Origin of the sequence: Tenacibaculum sp. IB213877 (assembly GCF_034043975.1) — a bacterium.
Classification (GTDB): Bacteria; Bacteroidota; Bacteroidia; order Flavobacteriales; family Flavobacteriaceae; genus Polaribacter.
Genome location: NZ_JAXCHH010000014.1, coordinates 1 through 18,422, shown reverse-complemented (window position 1 = coordinate 18,422; position 18,422 = coordinate 1). Strand labels below are relative to the sequence as shown.

Below are 18,422 nucleotides of genomic sequence, written 5' to 3'. Positions count from 1 at the left end.
AAAAATTATTCTAAAATTTCAATAGTCATTGCAATATCTTCTACAGGCCATTCATCAGGAGTTGTTTCTACTTTAGTTATTTTTTCTATGGTTGAATAGCCAGAAATGACTTCGCCAAAAATTGTGTAATCGCCATCTAAATGATGCGCACCGTATTTATTAGTTACAATGTAAAAGTCAAATGGACTTGAGAATTTACCTACATTATCTTCAATATTTCTAGCAGCAGCTAACGCACCGTATGTATGTTTTTTAGTTGGTTTAATTTCAGGCTTAATAACATAGTTTCTATACTTGTTTCTTATTCTAGCTGTAGTTTTATTGTCAGAATCTCCTCCTTGAATTGCCATATTTTTTACTATTCTATAAAAAACAGTGCTGTTGAAATATCCTACTTTAGTTAAAAAGATAAAGTTTGCTCTGTGTAAAGGAGTGTCATCGTATAATTTTAATTTTATTTCACCAAACTTTGTTTTGATAACAGCTTTGTTTTCAGGGTTTAATTGGCTAGATTTTGTTAAAAAAGCAGTGGTGTTTTTATGATTTAAACTATCCCAAGGCTTGTTTAGCTTCTTTTGCTCTTTTTTAACTGTTTCTTTTTTTATGGTTGCAGGTATTGTATTTGTATTGTTTTTATCTTCTTTTTTACAACTAAAAATAAATGTTAATAATGTAAAAAGTAAGAGATATTTGAATGTTTTCATGAAAGAAAAATGATTTTAAGGCTGTAAAGATAAATTATTGTTATACTATACATAATATTGTTTTATAAAAAGGTAGTTTTTTTGAAATTCGATTTTAGTACATTTGTTTCATGATTGAAGAACAAGTAATTTTAGTTGACGAGCAAGACAATAAAGTTGGTTTGATGCCAAAAATGGAAGCACATGAAAAAGCTTTGTTGCATAGGGCTTTTTCGGTTTTTGTTTTTAATGATAAAAACCAATTGATGTTACAACAAAGAGCTAAAGGCAAATATCATTCGCCTTTGTTATGGACTAACACATGTTGTTCGCATCAACGAGATGGAGAAACGAATATTGAAGCCGGTAAACGTCGTTTGCAGGAAGAAATGGGTTTTACTTGTGAACTGGAAGAAGTTTTTTCATTCATATACAAGGCTCCGTTTGATAATGGATTAACAGAGCATGAATATGATCATGTAATGATTGGTAAATTTAATGATGAACCAAGTATAAATAAAGAAGAGGTTGAAGCTTATAAATGGATGACTTTAAAAGAAGTAAAAAATGATATGGAGCAGTACCCACAACATTATACTGCGTGGTTTAAAATCATTTTTGAAAAATCGTATGACAAAATAGCAAAATTTGAGTTGAGTAATAATGCCTAGAGTAACTGTACATAGAAAAGCCCATTTTAATGCAGCTCACCGATTATACAGAAAAGATTGGTCGGCTGAAAAGAACTTTGAAGTATTCAATAAGTGTAGCAATCCTCATTTTCATGGTCATAACTATGAGCTAATAGTAGCCTTAACTGGAGAAATTGATCAAGAAACAGGTTATGTATATGATTTAGGTAAATTAAAAGAATTGATAAGAGAAGAAATAGAGGAAGCTTTTGATCATAAAAACTTAAATTTAGAAGTAGAAGATTTTAAAAATATAAATCCATCTGCAGAAAACATTTCTGTAGTCATTTATAATAAACTTAGAGAACACATTCCTCAACACTTAGATTTAAAAATAACACTTTACGAAACACCTCGTAATTTTGTAAGCTATTCAGGAGAGTAAATGGCAAAAATCAATCAATTTATAAAGTTCGAACCCATTTTAAAGGATAAGATTTGGGGAGGAGAAAAACTAATGAAGTTACTTAACAAAAAATCTGATAGAAAAGATATTGGAGAAAGTTGGGAAATTTCTGATGTTGAAGGAGATACTTCTGTTGTAAGTAATGGAAGTTTAAAAGGAAAAGATTTAAAAGAACTACTTTCTATTTACAAAGCAGATTTAGTAGGAGAGAAGATATATGATCAGTTTGGAGATAAATTTCCGTTACTTATAAAATTTATTGATGCTAAAGAAGCATTAAGCATTCAATTGCATCCGCATGATGAATTAGCAAAAAAACGTCATAATTCCTTTGGAAAAACGGAAATGTGGTATGTAATGCAAGCCGATAAAAACGCAAATTTAATTGTAGGTTTTCAAAAAGATAGTGATCAAAAGGAATACATACATCATTTAAATAACAAATCTCTGTTAGATATTTTAAATGTTGATTTGGTAAATAAAGGAGATGTTTATTTTATTCCAACAGGTAGGGTTCATGCTATTGGAGCGGGTGTTTTATTGGCAGAAATTCAGCAAACATCAGATATTACTTACCGTGTGTATGATTGGGATCGTCAAGATTCTGAAGGGAATTACCGTGAACTTCATACAGATTTAGCAATTGATGCTATAGATTACAAAGCACAAGAAAGTTATAAAACAGCATACACTAAACAAGAAAATACCTCATCACCAATAGTTTCTTGTCCGTATTTTACTACCAATATACTCCCTGTTTTAGGAAAAATAGAGGTTAACCATTCTGATAAAGATAGTTTTGTAATATACATGTGTGTTGAGGGAGAAGCTGAGTTTGAGTATCAAGGTCAAAAAGAAAAATTACAAATGGGACAAACGTTATTAGTTCCGGCTTGTATCAAAAAAATCTCTATCGCTTCTAAAGAAAAAACTGAATTATTAGAAGTTTTTATACCATAAAAAAGCTCAAGGGATTCCTTGAGCTTTCTTCAAACAAACAAACCAAAAAAGCTTAACTAAGAAGCTTTTTCTAAAGAATAGCCAAAAGTGGCTTTACAAATGATATCTTGATTACGCTCAGATTTTTTATAAACCGTTACTTTCAGTTCCAGCTCTGAGTCGTTATATTTTTTAATATTGTTCTTTATGTATAACTTATCATTTAAATAAGCATCATTTAAAATGGTAAGTTCAAAAGATTTAAAACCGTCTTCTATCAGGTTTTCTTTAAAAGGATTTACAGATAAATTGGCAGAATGCTCAACTTTATCATATAAAATTGAAGTTTTCAGTACGTTTTTCTTGCTAACTTGTTTTTTGTTAACAGTAAATTGAAGTAGTTGGTTGGATGTATTTATAAAAGTGTTCATAATGGTTACGGGTTGAGTATTAGTAAATTCGGTTCTCTAAAAAATGGATTTTGTACACAATACATTTTAATCATTACCTGTTGCTCAATTTGTCGGATCATTTTTACTGTTGTTTTCATATTATTAAAAATTAAATGTTACTGAATAAAAAAAGGTGCTTTTTGTTAAAAGCACCTTTTGTATATATGAATAAAATATTAAATATAAATCAAATTTTATTGAAAGGTGCTGTAATGTATATCTGCTGTTTGCGCATAATAAATACATACATAATCATGCCGATTACGTTACAAATAGTTGTGTATGTGTTTATTAGTCCTTTCATGTTTTCAAATATAGAAATCTTTTTATAAGTGTAGGTATAGACTTGAAAAATAATGTGTTAAAGTTTTATGAATATCATTTTTATTCAAATGAAAAATCAGAATTTATAAATATGTATCTTTGAGGAGCTATATTGTTAGAGTTTATGAAGATTATTGCAATGATTCCTGCACGTTATAGTGCATCTCGTTTTCCCGGTAAATTAATGAAAAACCTTCATGGTAAAACAGTAATTGTTAGAACCTATGAAAGTGCGGTAAACACACAATTGTTTGATGAGGTATATGTAGTTACCGATTCGGATATTATATACAAAGAAGTTGAAGTTGCTGGAGGTAAGGTACTTATGAGTAAAAAAGAACACGATTGTGGTTCGGATAGAATTGCTGAGGCGGTTGAAGATTTAGATGTTGATATTGTGGTGAATGTTCAGGGAGATGAGCCGTTTATTGATGCCGTTTCTTTAGAAAAACTCATTGATGTGTTTAAAAAAGATACTCAAAAAGAAATAGATTTGGCTTCTTTAAAAGTTCAGATTACTAACCAAGAGGATATCAAAAATCCTAATAATGTGAAAGTAATTACTGATCAAAATGATTTTGCGGTTTATTTTTCACGAAGTGTAATTCCGTATCAAAGAGATCAAGATGTTGAAGTAAAATATTACAAGCATAAAGGAGTATATGCTTTTAGAAAATCAGCGTTATTAGATTTTTACAATACCCCAATGACACCACTAGAAGCTGCTGAAAAGATTGAGGCTATTCGTTATTTAGAAGTAGGAAAAAAAATTAAGATGATTGAAACAACGGTTGAATCTATTGGTATTGATACTCCTGAGGATTTAGAAAATGCAATAAAATATTTAGATAATGTATAAAAATATAAAAGTAATTGCTTTTGATGCAGATGATACTTTATGGGTAAACGAAACCTATTTTAGAGAAGCTGAAGTAAAGTTTGCTAAACTTTTATCTATTTATGAAACAGAAAATAAAATAGATCAAGAACTTTTTAAAACAGAAATAGATAATCTTAAATTATACGGTTACGGAGTTAAGGGTTTTATGTTATCTATGATTGAGTGTGCTCTTGAACTTTCTAATTATAAGATTAACCAAAAAACACTTCAACAAATTATAGAAATAGGTAAAGAAATGCTTGAGAAACCAATTGAATTGTTGAACGGAGTAGAAGAGGTGCTTCAAAAATTATCTCCTAAATATAAATTAATTGTTGCAACCAAAGGCGATTTATTAGATCAAGAACGAAAGTTAGAAAAATCAGGAATTTTAAAATATTTTCATCACGTAGAGGTAATGAGTGAAAAGAAACCTAAAGATTATAAAAGATTGATAAAGCATTTAGATATTAAACCTAAAGAGTTATTAATGATAGGTAATTCTTTAAAATCAGACGTATTACCATTATTAAGTGTTGGAGCATCAGCAATTCATGTTCCCTTTCACACTACTTGGGCTCATGAAACAGTAACTGAAAAAGAACAAAATGGAGCAGAATACAAAACATTATCTAACATACAAGAAGTTTTAACTTTAGTATAATGAAATACTTAGATATTAACAATTGGAATCGTAAACAACTTTTTGAACATTTTAGAACTTTACAAGATCCAACTTTTGGTTTAGTAGCAGAAGTAAATGTTACCAATTTATATAAAAGAACAAAAGAAACTAAACAATCTTTTTTTGTAAGTTACTTACACGCATGTATGATTGCAATTAATGCAGTAGAAAGTTTAAAATATAGAATTGAAGGTGATAAAATTGCTATTTATGATAAAATACATGCATCAGCAACCATAGCCAGAGAAGATCATACATTTGGTTTTTCATATATAAAGTATACTGAAAATTTTGAAGAGTTTAATAATAATTTTCAAAAAGAGAAAGAACGTATTTTAAATTCATCAGAATTATTCCCGCCTGAATATTCACATGGATGTATTCACTGTTCAGCCATTCCATGGGTTAATTTTACGGGACATAAAGAACCTTTTTTAGGAGATAAAGATGCAAGTGTACCACAACTGGCTTTTGGTAAAGTAGTAAGTAAAGAAACAACTAAAACAATGCCTGTAGCAATAAATGTTAACCATGCTTTGGTTGATGGATACGATGTAGGTCAGTTTTTTGAAAAATTTCAATTTGAATTGGATAAATTGAGTTAATTTTGCATCAAAATTTTTAATTATGGCAAGCGTAAAGAATTTAAAGAAAGATATCAATTACATTTTAGGTGATATTATTGAAGAATGCTACGTTTGGGAACTAGTAAACCCAAAAGCAGATACAAAAAAATCTGAGGCAATTATTGATGAAGCTATCGCAACTTTTGATGAGTTGATTGTTAAAGTAAACAATAAAGATGTTGAAAATAAAAAGGCTCATTTCAAGCAAATTAGTCAAGAATTAGAAACTAAAGCAAATGCTTTGGTGGATAAGGTTAATTCTTTGTAATTAACTGATATTCAATAATTTTTTTTAACGACTTCATAATTTGGAGTCGTTTTTTTTATCTTAATTTTAACATTAAGATTAAAATATTTTTGTAAATTACATCCTGTAATTAACTAATTAATCCCTACATAAATATGGCACGAGCTATGTTTGAATACACCAAAACGGTGTTAAAAAAAGTAAGTTTTAATGCAGATTTATTTTGCAAAGAGCTTGAGAAAGCCTTGAAAAGATTATTACCTTATGAAGTAGATGAGTTAATAATTTGGCTTAAGCAGTTCACTGCCAACAAACCAGAATTATACGTTTGTATGGCAATTGTTAACAAATAAAAATAAGAAAAAAGGAAGCATTTATGCTTCCTTTTTTATTTTCTAAAACCTCTTTTTTCTTTTAGTTTTTTCATAAGCTTTCTATTAAACTCATGTTCCGCTATTTCGAATTGCAATATCTTTTTAGCAGATAAAAATTGAGAAACTTCTTTTTTAAATTTTTGTTTGTTTTTTATATGATCTATGAAAACATCATCAATTTCATCTAAAATTTTTTTAGCGTCTTTTTCATTAATATTTTCAATACCTCCTGCCTGAGAAATTTTATCTTTAATTTGTTTTCTTTCAATAAAAAACAATTCACTTCTTTTTTCAGAGAATTCATTGTAAGCAGGCCAAAATTTTTCAGCCTCTCTTTCCGTTAAATTAAGTTTTTCTGTTAAATAAGCTATTTTAAAAGCTTTAATTTTTTCTTTTCCTTCTCTACCTATTTGTGCGCTTATTTGTTGAGAAAAAAGCACTATTCCAAAAAATATGAGTACTATTTTTTTCATAATTATTCTATTTCTTCAATTAAAGTTGAACTATCTATAGTATTTAAATACTCCTCTAAACTTTCATCATTTATGGTAACAGGAGCAAATTCATCAATTTCTATTTTACTGATATCATAAGCGTAGGCAATTTCATTAGTGGCAACACTATTATAATTATTTTCAAACCAATTTTCAATTTCTGTAACCTTAATATCATCTAACGTAATGGTATCATGTTGTAGGTTCAAAAATTGCAAAGAAATAAATGCTAAAATAAATGCTGCCGCTACTGAAGGAATCCACTTTACAATTCGTTGTTGTAAAGATATGACCTTTGTTGAATTAGCTTTAGGCTCTGCTACTTTAGCAAGAATATTTTCTTCAATGGTATTAAAATAATCATCAGGAAGCTCAAAACCATTCTTTTTAGGAAAACTTTCTTCTGTTAGTTTTGCAAACAAACCATTTTCAAACTCGTTAAAATATTTTTCTGGAGTTTGAAAACCAGAATTTTTTCCAGTTTTTTGATTTAGATAATCTACGCTATGTTGTAAATTTTTTTCCATTTGTTAGTTTGACTTATTTTTTGTCAAAAGGTTTAATCTTCACTAAAATTCTTAATATATTCTTCTATTTTTTTTACTGCGTGATGATAAGATGCTTTTAAACTTCCTACAGACGTATCTAAGATATGAGACATGTCTTCATACTTCATTTCATCAAAATACTTCATGTTAAAAACCAATTGTTGTTTTTGGGGTAGGGTTGCTATAGCTTCTTGTAAGATACGCTGAATTTCATTCCCGCTAAACCAATCATCATCCGCTAAATTTTTAGCTAATTCCATTTGATAATCAGTAATATCAACGTTTTGTGTTTTAGCCTTTTTATTTAAAAATGTTATAGCTTCATTGGTAGCAATTCTGTACATCCAAGAGTATAATTTACTTTCGCCTTTAAATGCATCAATACTTTTAAATACTTTAATGAATGTGTTTTGCAACACATCATCTGCATCATCATGCGAAAGCACAATTTTTCGAATATGCCAATACAGTCGCTCTTTATATTGCGATACCAAATTACGGAATGCCAATTCTTTTGAATTGTTGTTTTGTAATTGAGAAACCAGTGTAACTTCGTCTATCAAACAGTTATTTTTGGTTGTTAGACGTTAAAAGTAAGAAAAGGTTTAATGGATTTAAAAAAAGATTTAGTTTTTGGTTACTTTTTTGCGTGTATATCCAAATAATCGTTTTTCTTCAATCATTTCAGCAATGCCTGAGGGTAACATTTCTTGCCATCCTTCTTTGCCGTTTTTAATCATTTTAAGTACAGTTCTTGAGAAAATATGTAAAATATCCGGATTAAAGTTTTCCATATCCACTAATCTACCATTGTTTTTAAAGAACTTGTATAGTTCTTTCATACGAGGATGTACTTTTAAGTTTTCTGAAGTAATAAACTCTCCAGTTTCCTCATCTTTATAAGGATACATGTAAATTTTTAAATCTCGATAAAATAACTTACCGAATGCTTCTAATATACCGCCACTAACATGTCTATAATATTTTTCATCAAAAATTTGAATTAAGTTATAGACACCCATGGCAAGTGCCATGCGCTCTTTGGTAAACTCACTAAAGTATTCAACTAATTTAAAATATTCTTGGTAGTTGGTAATCATTACATTTTGTCCTAAAGAACAAAGTAATTCAGCTCTATCTAAAAAGTCACGTTCATTAATTTCACCTTCTGCACGTAAGTTACTTAGGGTAATTTCAAAAATTATCTGAGTTTTCTTTGGATCAACTTTATTTTCATTAAAGAAGAGTTTTTTAGACTCTTCATACATATCCATATTAACCTTTGTTACTGGTCTAAAACTACCACGAAGCGCCAAAATGTTCTTTTTATAAAGCACTTGTGCAGGTAATAAGTTGTTTCCGTCAGGACCAAACATTACTGCATTGGTCATTCCGTTTTTAACCAGTTGTAAACTCATTAAACGGTTATCAACATACATAAAACGAGGACCAGAAAAATTGACCATGTCAATTTCTAATTTGTCCTTATCAATATTGTCGTAAAAAGATTTTAGTAACTCTTTCGGGTTGTCATTTAAGTAATAGGCACCATAAATTACATTAACACCTAAAATACCTAGAGTTTCTTGTTGTGCACGAGCATCGGTTTCTTTAAAACGAAGGTGTAAAATAATTTCGTTATAATCTTCTAAAGGGTCTAATTGAAAACGAATACCTACCCAACCATGACCTTTGAATTTTTTTGAAAAGTTAATGGTAGCTACGGTGTTTGCAAAACTAAAAAACAGTTTGTCAGGATGTTTTTGACGGATCAAACGCTCTTCAATCAATTCCATTTCATGTTTCAGCATCTTCTTTAAACGAGGTTCTGTAACATATCTTCCATCATCTTCAATACCATAAATAGCATCTGAAAAATCTTTATCATAAGCACTCATGGCTTTAGCAATAGTACCCGATGCTCCTCCAGCCCTAAAAAAGTTTCTTACGGTTTCTTGTCCTGCACCAATTTCTGCGAAAGTTCCATAAATATGAGCGTTTAAATTAATTTTTAACGCTTTCATTTTAGTAGTAGGTACAGTACTTAGTTTTTGATCTCCCTTTAACGTAATTGCCATTTTTTATGTTTTGCTTACAGAAGTACAAATGTACTGAAAATACAAAGTAATAGTCAATTTTTATGTTACTTTTGTGATAACAATGAAGAAAAATACACCTTTAAAAATTACTTTTTTAGGAACCGGAACTTCTACAGGTGTTCCTATGATAGCAAGTACACATCCTGTAAGTAAATCTACCGATTTTAAAGACAAGAGGTTACGCTCATCAATACTCATTTCTTGGGATAATTATAACTATGTAATTGATTGTGGTCCTGATTTTAGACAGCAAATGATTCGTGAAAATGTTCAGCATTTAAATGGTATTTTATTTACTCATGAACATGCTGACCATATCGCAGGCTTAGATGATATTCGCCCCTATTGTTTTCAAATGGGAGATTTACCTATTTATTTGTTAGAAAGAGTATTGAAAGTATTACAAAAACGATACGATTACGTGTTTGCTACTGAAAATCGTTATCCAACTGCACCTAGTGTAGCGCCAACAATAATTACGCACAAAAAATCTTTTGAGCTAGATGGAGTTTCCGTAACTCCAGTTGAACTGATGCACGGTAACTTACCTATTTTAGGTTACAGATTTAATAACGTAGCTTATTTAACGGATATAAAAACCATTTCATCCGAAGAAAAAGAAAAACTTAAGAATCTGGACGTTTTAATTGTTACCGGTTTACGAAAAGAACCGCATGCAACACATTTTAACATAGAAGAAGCTTTAGCATTTATTGATGAAGTACAACCTAAAAGAACTTATTTAACCCATATTAGCGAAGTTTTAGGATTTCATGAAGAAGTACAAAAAGAATTACCAGAAAATGTGTTTTTAGCGTATGATGGATTGGTGCTAGAAAGTGATTAAATTAACTCTAGCAAACGTTTAGCTGAATTGAAAGGGGTGCTTTTTCCATTCTCTAAGTTTTTTATTTCTTGAGCAAGCAATTCTTTAATTTTCGGATTTTCATAAAAGCGTCTTTTCAATTGTTCTTCAATAGTTGAGAAGAGCCAATGTTTGTTTTGATCGTTTCGTTTTTTTGTAAAAAATCCAGTTTCTTTTCCTTGAGAAATATAATCTGTAATCATTTCATATATCTCTTCAATACCAGAGTTTAGTAATGCGCTAGATGTTAAAACTTTGGGCTGCCAACCACTTTCTTTTGGCGGATATAAATGCAATGCTCGGTTAAATTCAACTTTCGCAATTTTAGCATTTTTAATATTTTCTCCATCGGCTTTATTAATAACAATAGCATCTGCCATTTCAATAATTCCGCGTTTAATTCCCTGCAATTCGTCACCTGCACCTGAAAGTTTAAGTAGTAAGAAAAAATCTACCATAGAATGCACTGCCGTTTCACTTTGTCCCACACCAACGGTTTCAATAATAATAGTATCAAAACCAGCAGCTTCACATAAAATAATACTTTCGCGTGTTTTTTGAGCCACACCACCTAAGGATGTACCAGAGGGAGAAGGACGAATAAACGCGTTTTCATCGGTAACCAATTGTTCCATTCGGGTTTTGTCTCCTAAAATACTTCCTTTGTTAACAGAACTACTAGGATCCACCGCTAAAACAGCCACTTTTTTACCTAAACCAGTTAAATGCTTTCCAAAGGTTTCAATAAATGTACTTTTTCCAACACCGGGCACGCCTGTAATTCCGATTCGTACCGATTGATTTGCATGGGGTAAACAATGCTCTAAAATTTCATTGGCTTTTTCTAAATGTTTTTCATTGGTACTTTCAACCAAGGTAATGGCTCTACTCAAAAAAGTAATATCACCAGTTAAAATCTTTTTAACAAACTCATCGGTAGAAGGTTGTTTTTTTCTACTGATTTTTATTTTTTGAGCAGATTTTTTACTGGTAGTTTCCGGTTGAGGTATTCCGTCTTTTTCGTGTAAAGCAGATGGTTTCTTAGGCGTCATTAAAATTCAAAACAAAATATTAATGTAAATTTAGAAATAAATTATCAGTAAAATGCAACACTGCCGAAAATGTATCGTCTTTAAGACAAGAAATCATTAATGAAATCAACTAAACAACTCCATCAAAAGCTGATAAATCAGTGTAAAAACAACAATACAAAAGCACAAATGCAATTGTATAATTTGTATTGCAATGCTATGTTTTTGGTTGCTAATAGATATGTAAAAGATCGGTTTATTGCTGAAGATGCTATGCAGGATGCGTTTATAAAAGCGTTTAAAAACTTAGATAGCTACAAAGGAGAGGTGAGTTTTGGTGCTTGGTTAAAACGAATAGTGATTAATCAATGTATTGATGAGTTGAAAAAGAAAAAATTAACAATGGTTTCCTTAAATGAAGAAGTAACCAATGTGATAGAGGATGATAATTGGGAGGTTGAGAGTGAAGTTACTGCAACTATGGTGAAAAAAGTGATTGATGAATTGCCTGAAAAATACAGATTAGTCGTCACGCTGTATTTGGTTGAAGGGTATGATCATAAAGAAATATCAGAAATTTTAAATATCTCTGAAGTAACCTCAAGAACACATTTGTTACGAGGGAAAAAAATAGTAAAAGAACAATTAAAATCCATGAGTTATGCCGAAGGATATTAAACAATTACTAGACAGTTTTCAGGAAGAAGAAGTAACTCTTTCTGCAAATCATCAGCAAAAATTCAAGCAAAAATTATTAGCTGAGGTTGCTCCGAAGAAAAAATCATTTACATGGTTGTATGTGGCGGCTTCTATAGTTGTTTTAATTGGATTGGGTATTACATTTTATCCGCAGCAAGATTTACCAGTAACGGACGAAAATGCTGTTGAAATTATCAGTTTGGGGAGTATTTCTCCCGAACTAAAAACGATTGAAAGTTACTATATGAATACCATCAATTATGAAATAAGTCAGTTACCTTATAACAAAGAAAATGAGGAATTGGTAAAAGGGTATTTGTTAAAAATAGGCGAATTAACTAAAGAATATAAATCATTAACCCAAGAGCTCAATAATAAAGGAGTTAATGATCAAACGATTGACGCGCTAATCAACAATTTGCAATTGCGTTTGCAACTTTTGCAACGCTTAAAAAAACAGTTACATAACTTAAAAAACAAAGAACAAAATGAAAACACAGTCGTATAACATTGTAGCTTTTTTATTGCTGATTTCCAGCACTGTTGTAGCACAAAAGTTTGATAAAAAATACTCAGAAAATTTTAATGTAAATAACGATGTTACTATTAGAATTGACGCTACAAACTCTGACATTGACGTAACTACTTGGAATAAAAATCAAGTTCAGGTAGATGCGGTTATTGAAGTGGAAGGAATTAGTAAAGAAGAAGCGGAAAAGTATTTTAAAAATTGGACGTTTGAAGCTTTAGGAAACAAAAGTAGTGTACAAATTACGTCTAAATCTAAAGCATTTCAGCATTTTGGTAACGATTTTATTGTTTTTAACAATGATAATTTTGAGATGCCAGAAATAGTGATCCCGGAAATGCCTGAATTTCCTGAAATGCCTGAGATTCCCGAAATAAATTTTGAGATGCCAAAGATACCAGAATTCAAAGGTTTAGAAGAATTAGAATTTGACTTTGATAAGTTTGCCGAAGAAGGAGGGAATTACTTTTTTAGATGGAAAGATGATGTGCACGACATTACCATCAAATCTAAAAAAGAATGGGAAGAGTTTAAAAAATCAAGAGAATACGCAAATTATAAAAAGGAAATGGAAAAAAGCCGAGAAAAAATGCGTAAAGAATTTAAAGAAGCTCGCGAGCATATGAAAAAAATTGATAGGGAAAAACTCAAAGAAGATTTGAGAAGAGCACGAGAAGAGTACAAGCGTATTGATAGAGAAAAAATTAGACAAGAAATTGCAAAATCTCGTGAGGAAATTAAAAAAGCACGCGAAGAGTACAAAAATTTAAGAGGATTTTACGTGCATCCTGAAGGAAAGGAAATCACCATCAATGGTAAAAAGGTGAAAATAAATAGAAAAATTACGGTTAAAGTACCAAAAGGAGCTACTTTTAAACTCAACACACGTCATTGTAAAGTAAAGTTACCCGATACCAAAGCCACCGGAAAAGTATCGTACGGAACTTTTAAAGCACATAAATTACAGGGAGGAGATTTAAATATCTCCTTTTCTCCTGTAACGATTGATGATATGAACACTTGTACTGTATCTTTAAACAATGTTAGCAATGCTAAAGTGATATCAATTTCCGATGCTAAATTGTCATCTAATTCATCCGAAGTTATTATTGAAAATGTACATCAAAATGTAGATTTAACCAATAAATTTGGAGATTTACAAGTGCTGCGTTTGCATCCAAATTATAAGAATTTCACCCTGCTTTTAAATTCGTCAAATGCAGTAATAAACATCAATGGACTAAAAGATAAACTTACCTATGATGTGAAAGATTATGTAAAAAACTACGCTAATGGCGACCTAGGTTTTAACGGGAGTTTTACAGTAAATACTGAAAATAAAGGAGTTAGAATTTCAGGAAAATACAGCCAATTAAAATTGCAAAAATAGCTACTAGCTTCACTTCAAACTATTTGTAAAATCCATTTCGATATTCATTACAAAGTGCCTATCTTTAGCAACTGTTAATAGTCACTTTTTCTATGGAATTATACAAAGAAAATCAACTTAAAATATACAATTCTTTATCAAAAAGTAAAGAACTTTTCAAGCCAATAACAAAGGGTAGAGTAGGAATGTATGTGTGTGGACCAACTGTGTACAGCAATGTACATTTGGGTAACGTACGTACATTTATGTCGTTTGATATGGTGTTTCGTTATTTGCAACATCTAGGTTATAAAGTTCGCTATGTTCGTAATATTACCGATGCAGGTCATTTAGAAAATGATGCGGATGAAGGAGAGGACAGAATTGCTAAAAAAGCACGTCTAGAAGAAATTGAACCGATGGAAGTGGTGCAGCGTTATACAGTAGATTTTCATAACGTAACCAAGAAATATAACTTTTTACCACCAAGCATTGAGCCAACAGCGACAGGCCATATTGTTGAGCAAATTGAAATGATTAAAGAAATCATGGATAAAGGTTATGCTTATGAAATTAATGGTTCAGTATACTTCGATGTTTTAGAGTATAATAAAAACAATCATTACGGAATTTTATCCGGAAGAAATATTGATGATGCTATTCATAATACGCGTGCGTTAGATGGTCAATCGGAAAAGAAGAATCCGCAAGATTTTGCACTATGGAAAAAAGCCGATGAACGTCATATTATGCGTTGGCCATCTCCTTGGAGTGACGGATTCCCTGGTTGGCATTTAGAATGTTCTGTAATGAGTTCAAAGTATTTAGGAGAACAATTTGATATTCACGGTGGTGGAATGGACTTAAAATTCCCGCATCATGAGTGTGAAATTGCACAATCGCATACTTGCTCAGGTGTTCAGCCGGTAAATTACTGGATGCATGCCAATATGTTGTTGTTAAACGGTCAAAAAATGGCAAAATCCACAGGAAACTACGTGTTGCCAGATGATATTTTAACAGGAAACAATGAAGTGTTACCAAAAGCATTTGGTGTTGGTGTAGTTCGTTTCTTTATTATGCAAGCGCATTATCGTAGTATTTTAGATTTTTCTGGAGAAGCATTGTTGGCTTCAGAAAAAGGATTCCACCGTTTAATGGAAGCGATGGATTATTTAGAAGAAATCACTCCGAGTAAAGAATCGTCTTTTGATGTTAAAGCATGGAAACAAACCTGCTACGATGCGATGAATGATGATTTTAACACGCCAATTTTAATTGCACATTTGTTTGAAGCTGTAAAGTTCATCAACCAAATTAAAGATGGAAAAGCAACGGTAGCTACTGATGACTTAACATTGTTAACATCAACGTTGAACACATTTGTGTATGATATTTTAGGATTGGTGAATGATGCTAAAGAGCAAAGTTCAGATAAGCTAGATGGCGTTGTTGAATTGTTGATAAAGCTGCGTAAAGAAGCACGTGATAATAAAGATTGGGCATTGTCTGATCAAATTCGTGATGAATTAGCAGCTATGGGCATTCAGTTAAAAGACGGCAGAGAAGGAACAACTTATTCAGTTAATTAAAGCCCATCCCAACCTTCCCAAAGGGAAGGAGTTTAACAATGAATCATAAAAAAAGTTCAAATAAGTCAAAACATTTTGTCCCCCTTAAGGGGATCGGGGGCTTTATAGCATATCCATTTATTTTGTTGGTGCGTTTTTACCAAGTTGCTATATCACCATTTACACCGGCAACTTGTAGGTATACACCTACGTGTTCTCATTATACTATTGAGGCATTGCAAAAACACGGATTGTTTTATGGCGGATGGTTATCATTAAAACGAATTTTTAGTTGTCATCCATGGGGCGGAAGTGGTTACGATCCTGTTCCCGAGAAAAAAGAGAAAAATAAATAATTATGTCACCTCGAGCGCAGTCGAGAGGTCTTTAAAATATAAATAGTATAAAATTAAGGTCTCGACTGCGCTCGACCTGTCAAAAAACAGAAAATATGCAGTACTTATCCATAGTTTGGGATCCATCTATAGGAATTGATTTAGGCTTTTTTACTATCCGTTGGTATAGTATAATGTTTGTTATAGCTTTTGTGTTAGGGTTGTATTTGATGAAAAAAATCTTTAAACAAGATGGAATTCCGCAAGATAAGTTAGATCCACTATTTATGTACACGTTTGTTTCAATGCTTATCGGAATGCGTTTAGGAGATGTTTTCTTTTATAGTTGGGATTATTACCAAAACCATTTATTAGAAATTATCTTACCTATTAAAAAACTAGCGGATGGTTCTTGGAAATTTACAGGATTTACTGGTTTTGCAAGTCACGGAGCAGCTATTGCAATTCCAATTGCGTTATATTTCTATGCTAAGAAACACCTAAAAAAATCGTGGTTGTTTATTTTAGATAGGATGGGAATTATGGTAGCCTTAGCAGGTTTTTTTATCCGTTTTGGTAACTTTTTCAATTCAGAAATCTATGGTAAACCTACAGAAAGCAATTTTGGAGTAATTTTTAAAGCTGCCGGAGAAACAGTTCCAAGACATCCAACCCAATTGTATGAAGCATTCAGTTATTTAGTGTTGTTTTTTGTGTTATGGTATTTCTACTGGAAAACAGATAAAAAGAAACATGAAGGTTTCTTATTTGGAATTTTTATGATTGTTCTTTGGACCTTACGTTTAGTAATTGAATATGTAAAAGAGCCACAAGTAGAAGGAAGAGAAGATATTATACTAGGTCTTAATACAGGTCAATTATTAAGTATTCCATTAATATTAATTGGAGTTTGGCTGATGTTAAGAAAAACAAAATAATTATACAGGTTTTATTTTGAATAAAAGAGGATTTACTAAAGTGAATCCTCTTTTTTTATGATATTAATAATTAAATATCGATTAAATTAAGCAATTCATCGTTGCTTTTCCTTTCATCCATCGAAATTTAGATTTATTTTTTCTAAAAAGAGTTTAATTTACAGAGTTGCAAAATTTAAACCCTTTTTCTATGAAAAGAATAATTATCATTATTTTATATCTTATTTCTTTTAATACCTTTTGTCAAGTAGGTATAGGTACTATAAATCCGAACGAAGCTTCTCAGCTAGATATAGTTTCATCGGATAAAGGAATATTAATACCAAGAGTGCATATTGAAAACCTAAATAATGCATTACCTGTCAATAATTCTTTTATCCAAGAAAGTTTATTGGTTTATAATATTAATGATACATCAGGTAAAGGCTTTTATTTTTGGGATGGTGAAAAATGGGTTAAAATTATTGATAAAGAGAATTTAGATTCTTTAATTAATAATCTATCAGATAATCAAGAAATAACTAACTTATTATTAGATGCTAATAATAATTTAATAATTGAAATTGAAAATGGGGGTTCAGCAAGTGTTGATTTATCATCATTAATTTCTAGTGGTAATAGTATTATAGAAACGGTTGATAATGGAAACGGAACTTTTACTTTTAATTACACAAATGGTACATCATTTACTACTACAAATTTAACAGGAACTAATGGTGTGGATGGAAAATCAGCATACCAAAGTTGGTTAGATACAGGCAATACAGGAACCGAGGCCGACTTTTTAGCGAGCTTAGAGGGTGCAGACGGAACGAATGGAGTTGACGGAAAATCGGCTTATCAAAGTTGGTTAGATACAGGCAATACAGGAACCGAAGCAGACTTTTTAGCAAGTTTAGAAGGTACAGACGGAACGAATGGTACGAACGGAACGAATGGAGTAGATGGAAAATCGGCTTATCAGAGTTGGTTAGATGCAGGTAATACAGGAACCGAAGCAGATTTTTTAGCGAGTTTAGAAGGTACAGACGGAACGAATGGTACGAATGGTGTTGACGGAAAATCAGCATACCAAAGTTGGTTAGATACAGGTAACACAGGAACCGAAGCGGATTTTTTAGCGAGTTTAGCAGGTACAGACGGAACGAATGGAACCAATGGAGTTGACGGAAAATCAGCATATCAAAGTTGGTTAGATACAGGCAACACAGGAACCGAAGCAGACTTTTTAGCGAGTTTAGCAGGTACAGATGGAACGAATGGTACGAATGGAACCAATGGAGTTGATGGAAAATCAGCATATCAAAGTTGGTTAGATACAGGTAACACAGGAACCGAAGCGGACTTTTTAGCGAGTTTAGAAGGTACAGACGGAACGAATGGAACCAATGGTGTGGATGGAAAATCGGCATATCAAAGTTGGTTGGATACAGGTAATACAGGAACCGAAGCGGACTTTTTAGCGAGTTTAGCAGGTGCAGACGGAACGAATGGTACAAATGGAACCAATGGTGTGGATGGAAAATCAGCATATCAAAGTTGGTTAGATACAGGTAACACAGGAACCGAAGCGGACTTTTTAGCGAGTTTAGAAGGTACAGACGGAACGAATGGAACCAATGGTGTGGATGGAAAA

At 31.5% G+C, this 18,422-nt stretch carries 22 protein-coding genes and 1 pseudogene; 16 read left to right on the top strand and 7 right to left on the bottom strand.

From position 1 onward, the window contains the following. Nucleotides 1-5: 5 nt before the first annotated feature. On the bottom strand, nucleotides 6-704 hold the full coding sequence (locus SLH33_RS12680) for a peptidylprolyl isomerase (RefSeq protein WP_320419493.1): 699 nt from the start codon (nucleotides 702-704) through the stop codon (nucleotides 6-8). Nucleotides 705-814: 110 nt separating this feature from the next. Between SLH33_RS12680 and idi the strand changes: the two genes are divergently transcribed. From idi to SLH33_RS12665, 3 genes are read left to right on the top strand one after another with little or no spacing between them, the layout of a single operon-like run. Next, nucleotides 815-1,354, top strand: a complete 540-nt coding sequence (gene idi, locus SLH33_RS12675; RefSeq protein WP_320419492.1) for an isopentenyl-diphosphate Delta-isomerase — start codon at nucleotides 815-817, stop codon at nucleotides 1,352-1,354. Further along, nucleotides 1,347-1,760, top strand: a complete 414-nt coding sequence (locus SLH33_RS12670) for a 6-pyruvoyl trahydropterin synthase family protein (protein WP_320419491.1) — start codon at nucleotides 1,347-1,349, stop codon at nucleotides 1,758-1,760. The genes idi and SLH33_RS12670 overlap by 8 nt, the downstream gene beginning before the upstream one ends. Continuing rightward, nucleotides 1,761-2,741, top strand: coding sequence for a type I phosphomannose isomerase catalytic subunit (locus SLH33_RS12665; protein WP_320419489.1), 981 nt, complete (start codon nucleotides 1,761-1,763; stop codon nucleotides 2,739-2,741). Nucleotides 2,742-2,797: 56 nt separating this feature from the next. Here SLH33_RS12665 and SLH33_RS12660 read toward each other — a convergent pair whose 3' ends face one another. After that, complete coding sequence (locus SLH33_RS12660) at nucleotides 2,798-3,151, bottom strand: hypothetical protein (RefSeq protein ID WP_320419488.1); 354 nt, start codon at nucleotides 3,149-3,151, stop codon at nucleotides 2,798-2,800. Nucleotides 3,152-3,620: 469 nt separating this feature from the next. Here SLH33_RS12660 and kdsB point away from each other — a divergent pair, with 469 nt between their 5' ends. The 5 genes from kdsB (at nucleotide 3,621) to SLH33_RS12635 (ending at nucleotide 6,287) form a co-directional block, all read left to right on the top strand. After that, nucleotides 3,621-4,355 carry a 3-deoxy-manno-octulosonate cytidylyltransferase gene (gene kdsB / locus SLH33_RS12655; RefSeq protein ID WP_320419487.1) on the top strand — a complete coding sequence of 245 codons (735 nt, stop codon included), beginning with the start codon at nucleotides 3,621-3,623 and terminating at the stop codon, nucleotides 4,353-4,355. Continuing rightward, nucleotides 4,348-5,040 (top strand): HAD family hydrolase, encoded by a 693-nt coding sequence (locus SLH33_RS12650; RefSeq protein WP_320419486.1) that lies wholly within the window; start codon nucleotides 4,348-4,350, stop codon nucleotides 5,038-5,040. Before kdsB ends, SLH33_RS12650 begins: the two co-directional genes overlap by 8 nt. Further along, a complete protein-coding gene (locus SLH33_RS12645) occupies nucleotides 5,040-5,666 on the top strand; it encodes a CatA-like O-acetyltransferase (protein WP_320419484.1) in 627 nt (208 codons plus the stop codon). The genes SLH33_RS12650 and SLH33_RS12645 overlap by 1 nt, the downstream gene beginning before the upstream one ends. A 22-nt stretch (nucleotides 5,667-5,688) precedes the next feature. Continuing rightward, on the top strand, nucleotides 5,689-5,955 hold the full coding sequence (locus SLH33_RS12640) for a hypothetical protein (RefSeq protein ID WP_320419483.1): 267 nt from the start codon (nucleotides 5,689-5,691) through the stop codon (nucleotides 5,953-5,955). 134 nt (nucleotides 5,956-6,089) lie between these two features. Then, the gene (locus tag SLH33_RS12635; RefSeq protein ID WP_320419482.1) at nucleotides 6,090-6,287 is read left to right on the top strand and encodes a hypothetical protein; all 198 of its coding nucleotides are present in this window, start codon (nucleotides 6,090-6,092) and stop codon (nucleotides 6,285-6,287) included. A gap of 35 nt (nucleotides 6,288-6,322) precedes the next feature. Here SLH33_RS12635 and SLH33_RS12630 read toward each other — a convergent pair whose 3' ends face one another. From SLH33_RS12630 to SLH33_RS12615, 4 genes are all read right to left on the bottom strand, one after another. Next, nucleotides 6,323-6,781: a hypothetical protein gene (locus SLH33_RS12630; RefSeq protein WP_320419481.1), complete on the bottom strand. Its 459-nt coding sequence runs from the start codon at nucleotides 6,779-6,781 to the stop codon at nucleotides 6,323-6,325. A gap of 2 nt (nucleotides 6,782-6,783) precedes the next feature. Further along, the gene (locus SLH33_RS12625; RefSeq protein ID WP_320419480.1) at nucleotides 6,784-7,329 is read right to left on the bottom strand and encodes a hypothetical protein; all 546 of its coding nucleotides are present in this window, start codon (nucleotides 7,327-7,329) and stop codon (nucleotides 6,784-6,786) included. A gap of 32 nt (nucleotides 7,330-7,361) precedes the next feature. Then, nucleotides 7,362-7,913 (bottom strand): RNA polymerase sigma factor, encoded by a 552-nt coding sequence (locus SLH33_RS12620; RefSeq protein WP_320419479.1) that lies wholly within the window; start codon nucleotides 7,911-7,913, stop codon nucleotides 7,362-7,364. Nucleotides 7,914-7,976: 63 nt separating this feature from the next. After that, a complete protein-coding gene (locus SLH33_RS12615) occupies nucleotides 7,977-9,428 on the bottom strand; it encodes a TonB-dependent receptor (RefSeq protein ID WP_320419478.1) in 1,452 nt (483 codons plus the stop codon). A gap of 82 nt (nucleotides 9,429-9,510) precedes the next feature. On the opposite strand from SLH33_RS12615, the gene SLH33_RS12610 reads away from it, so the two are divergent. Beyond that, nucleotides 9,511-10,296, top strand: a complete 786-nt coding sequence (locus SLH33_RS12610; protein WP_320419477.1) for an MBL fold metallo-hydrolase — start codon at nucleotides 9,511-9,513, stop codon at nucleotides 10,294-10,296. Here the strand turns inward: SLH33_RS12610 and meaB are convergent. Next, on the bottom strand, nucleotides 10,293-11,366 hold the full coding sequence (meaB, locus tag SLH33_RS12605) for a methylmalonyl Co-A mutase-associated GTPase MeaB (RefSeq protein WP_320419476.1): 1,074 nt from the start codon (nucleotides 11,364-11,366) through the stop codon (nucleotides 10,293-10,295). The two genes, SLH33_RS12610 and meaB, sit on opposite strands and share 4 nt — an antisense overlap. 99 nt (nucleotides 11,367-11,465) lie before the next feature. Between meaB and SLH33_RS12600 the strand changes: the two genes are divergently transcribed. From SLH33_RS12600 to SLH33_RS12570, 7 genes and pseudogenes are all read left to right on the top strand, one after another. Next, nucleotides 11,466-12,023 (top strand): sigma-70 family RNA polymerase sigma factor, encoded by a 558-nt coding sequence (locus SLH33_RS12600; RefSeq protein WP_320419475.1) that lies wholly within the window; start codon nucleotides 11,466-11,468, stop codon nucleotides 12,021-12,023. Further along, nucleotides 12,007-12,552: a hypothetical protein gene (locus tag SLH33_RS12595; RefSeq protein WP_320419474.1), complete on the top strand. Its 546-nt coding sequence runs from the start codon at nucleotides 12,007-12,009 to the stop codon at nucleotides 12,550-12,552. The genes SLH33_RS12600 and SLH33_RS12595 overlap by 17 nt, the downstream gene beginning before the upstream one ends. After that, complete coding sequence (locus SLH33_RS12590) at nucleotides 12,533-13,963, top strand: hypothetical protein (RefSeq protein WP_320419473.1); 1,431 nt, start codon at nucleotides 12,533-12,535, stop codon at nucleotides 13,961-13,963. The genes SLH33_RS12595 and SLH33_RS12590 overlap by 20 nt, the downstream gene beginning before the upstream one ends. 92 nt (nucleotides 13,964-14,055) lie before the next feature. Further along, entirely contained in the window at nucleotides 14,056-15,534 is a 1,479-nt protein-coding gene (cysS, locus tag SLH33_RS12585; RefSeq protein WP_320419472.1) for a cysteine--tRNA ligase, read from the top strand. Between the two features lie 92 nt (nucleotides 15,535-15,626). Continuing rightward, nucleotides 15,627-15,869, top strand: a complete 243-nt coding sequence (gene yidD, locus SLH33_RS12580; protein ID WP_413818270.1) for a membrane protein insertion efficiency factor YidD — start codon at nucleotides 15,627-15,629, stop codon at nucleotides 15,867-15,869. 95 nt (nucleotides 15,870-15,964) lie between these two features. Then, complete coding sequence (lgt, locus tag SLH33_RS12575; RefSeq protein WP_320419470.1) at nucleotides 15,965-16,786, top strand: prolipoprotein diacylglyceryl transferase; 822 nt, start codon at nucleotides 15,965-15,967, stop codon at nucleotides 16,784-16,786. A 190-nt stretch (nucleotides 16,787-16,976) separates the two neighbouring features. Continuing rightward, nucleotides 16,977-18,422 (top strand): annotated as a pseudogene (locus tag SLH33_RS12570) (hypothetical protein); the annotation flags it as partial.

What these genes read in the sequence shown, in the direction of transcription:
- lgt (WP_320419470.1), top strand. Translation starts at nt 15,965, where the DNA reads ATGCAGTACTTATCCATAGTTTGGGATCCATCTATAGGAATTGATTTA.
- SLH33_RS12640 (WP_320419483.1), top strand. Translation starts at nt 5,689, where the DNA reads ATGGCAAGCGTAAAGAATTTAAAGAAAGATATCAATTACATTTTAGGT.
- SLH33_RS12635 (WP_320419482.1), top strand. Translation starts at nt 6,090, where the DNA reads ATGGCACGAGCTATGTTTGAATACACCAAAACGGTGTTAAAAAAAGTA.
- SLH33_RS12680 (WP_320419493.1), bottom strand. Translation starts at nt 704, where the DNA reads ATGAAAACATTCAAATATCTCTTACTTTTTACATTATTAACATTTATT.
- idi (WP_320419492.1), top strand. Translation starts at nt 815, where the DNA reads ATGATTGAAGAACAAGTAATTTTAGTTGACGAGCAAGACAATAAAGTT.
- SLH33_RS12600 (WP_320419475.1), top strand. Translation starts at nt 11,466, where the DNA reads ATGAAATCAACTAAACAACTCCATCAAAAGCTGATAAATCAGTGTAAA.
- kdsB (WP_320419487.1), top strand. Translation starts at nt 3,621, where the DNA reads ATGAAGATTATTGCAATGATTCCTGCACGTTATAGTGCATCTCGTTTT.
- cysS (WP_320419472.1), top strand. Translation starts at nt 14,056, where the DNA reads ATGGAATTATACAAAGAAAATCAACTTAAAATATACAATTCTTTATCA.
- SLH33_RS12630 (WP_320419481.1), bottom strand. Translation starts at nt 6,781, where the DNA reads ATGAAAAAAATAGTACTCATATTTTTTGGAATAGTGCTTTTTTCTCAA.
- SLH33_RS12615 (WP_320419478.1), bottom strand. Translation starts at nt 9,428, where the DNA reads ATGGCAATTACGTTAAAGGGAGATCAAAAACTAAGTACTGTACCTACT.
- SLH33_RS12670 (WP_320419491.1), top strand. Translation starts at nt 1,347, where the DNA reads ATGCCTAGAGTAACTGTACATAGAAAAGCCCATTTTAATGCAGCTCAC.
- SLH33_RS12660 (WP_320419488.1), bottom strand. Translation starts at nt 3,151, where the DNA reads ATGAACACTTTTATAAATACATCCAACCAACTACTTCAATTTACTGTT.
- SLH33_RS12595 (WP_320419474.1), top strand. Translation starts at nt 12,007, where the DNA reads ATGCCGAAGGATATTAAACAATTACTAGACAGTTTTCAGGAAGAAGAA.
- SLH33_RS12590 (WP_320419473.1), top strand. Translation starts at nt 12,533, where the DNA reads ATGAAAACACAGTCGTATAACATTGTAGCTTTTTTATTGCTGATTTCC.
- SLH33_RS12650 (WP_320419486.1), top strand. Translation starts at nt 4,348, where the DNA reads ATGTATAAAAATATAAAAGTAATTGCTTTTGATGCAGATGATACTTTA.
- SLH33_RS12625 (WP_320419480.1), bottom strand. Translation starts at nt 7,329, where the DNA reads ATGGAAAAAAATTTACAACATAGCGTAGATTATCTAAATCAAAAAACT.
- SLH33_RS12665 (WP_320419489.1), top strand. Translation starts at nt 1,761, where the DNA reads ATGGCAAAAATCAATCAATTTATAAAGTTCGAACCCATTTTAAAGGAT.
- SLH33_RS12610 (WP_320419477.1), top strand. Translation starts at nt 9,511, where the DNA reads ATGAAGAAAAATACACCTTTAAAAATTACTTTTTTAGGAACCGGAACT.
- meaB (WP_320419476.1), bottom strand. Translation starts at nt 11,366, where the DNA reads ATGACGCCTAAGAAACCATCTGCTTTACACGAAAAAGACGGAATACCT.
- SLH33_RS12645 (WP_320419484.1), top strand. Translation starts at nt 5,040, where the DNA reads ATGAAATACTTAGATATTAACAATTGGAATCGTAAACAACTTTTTGAA.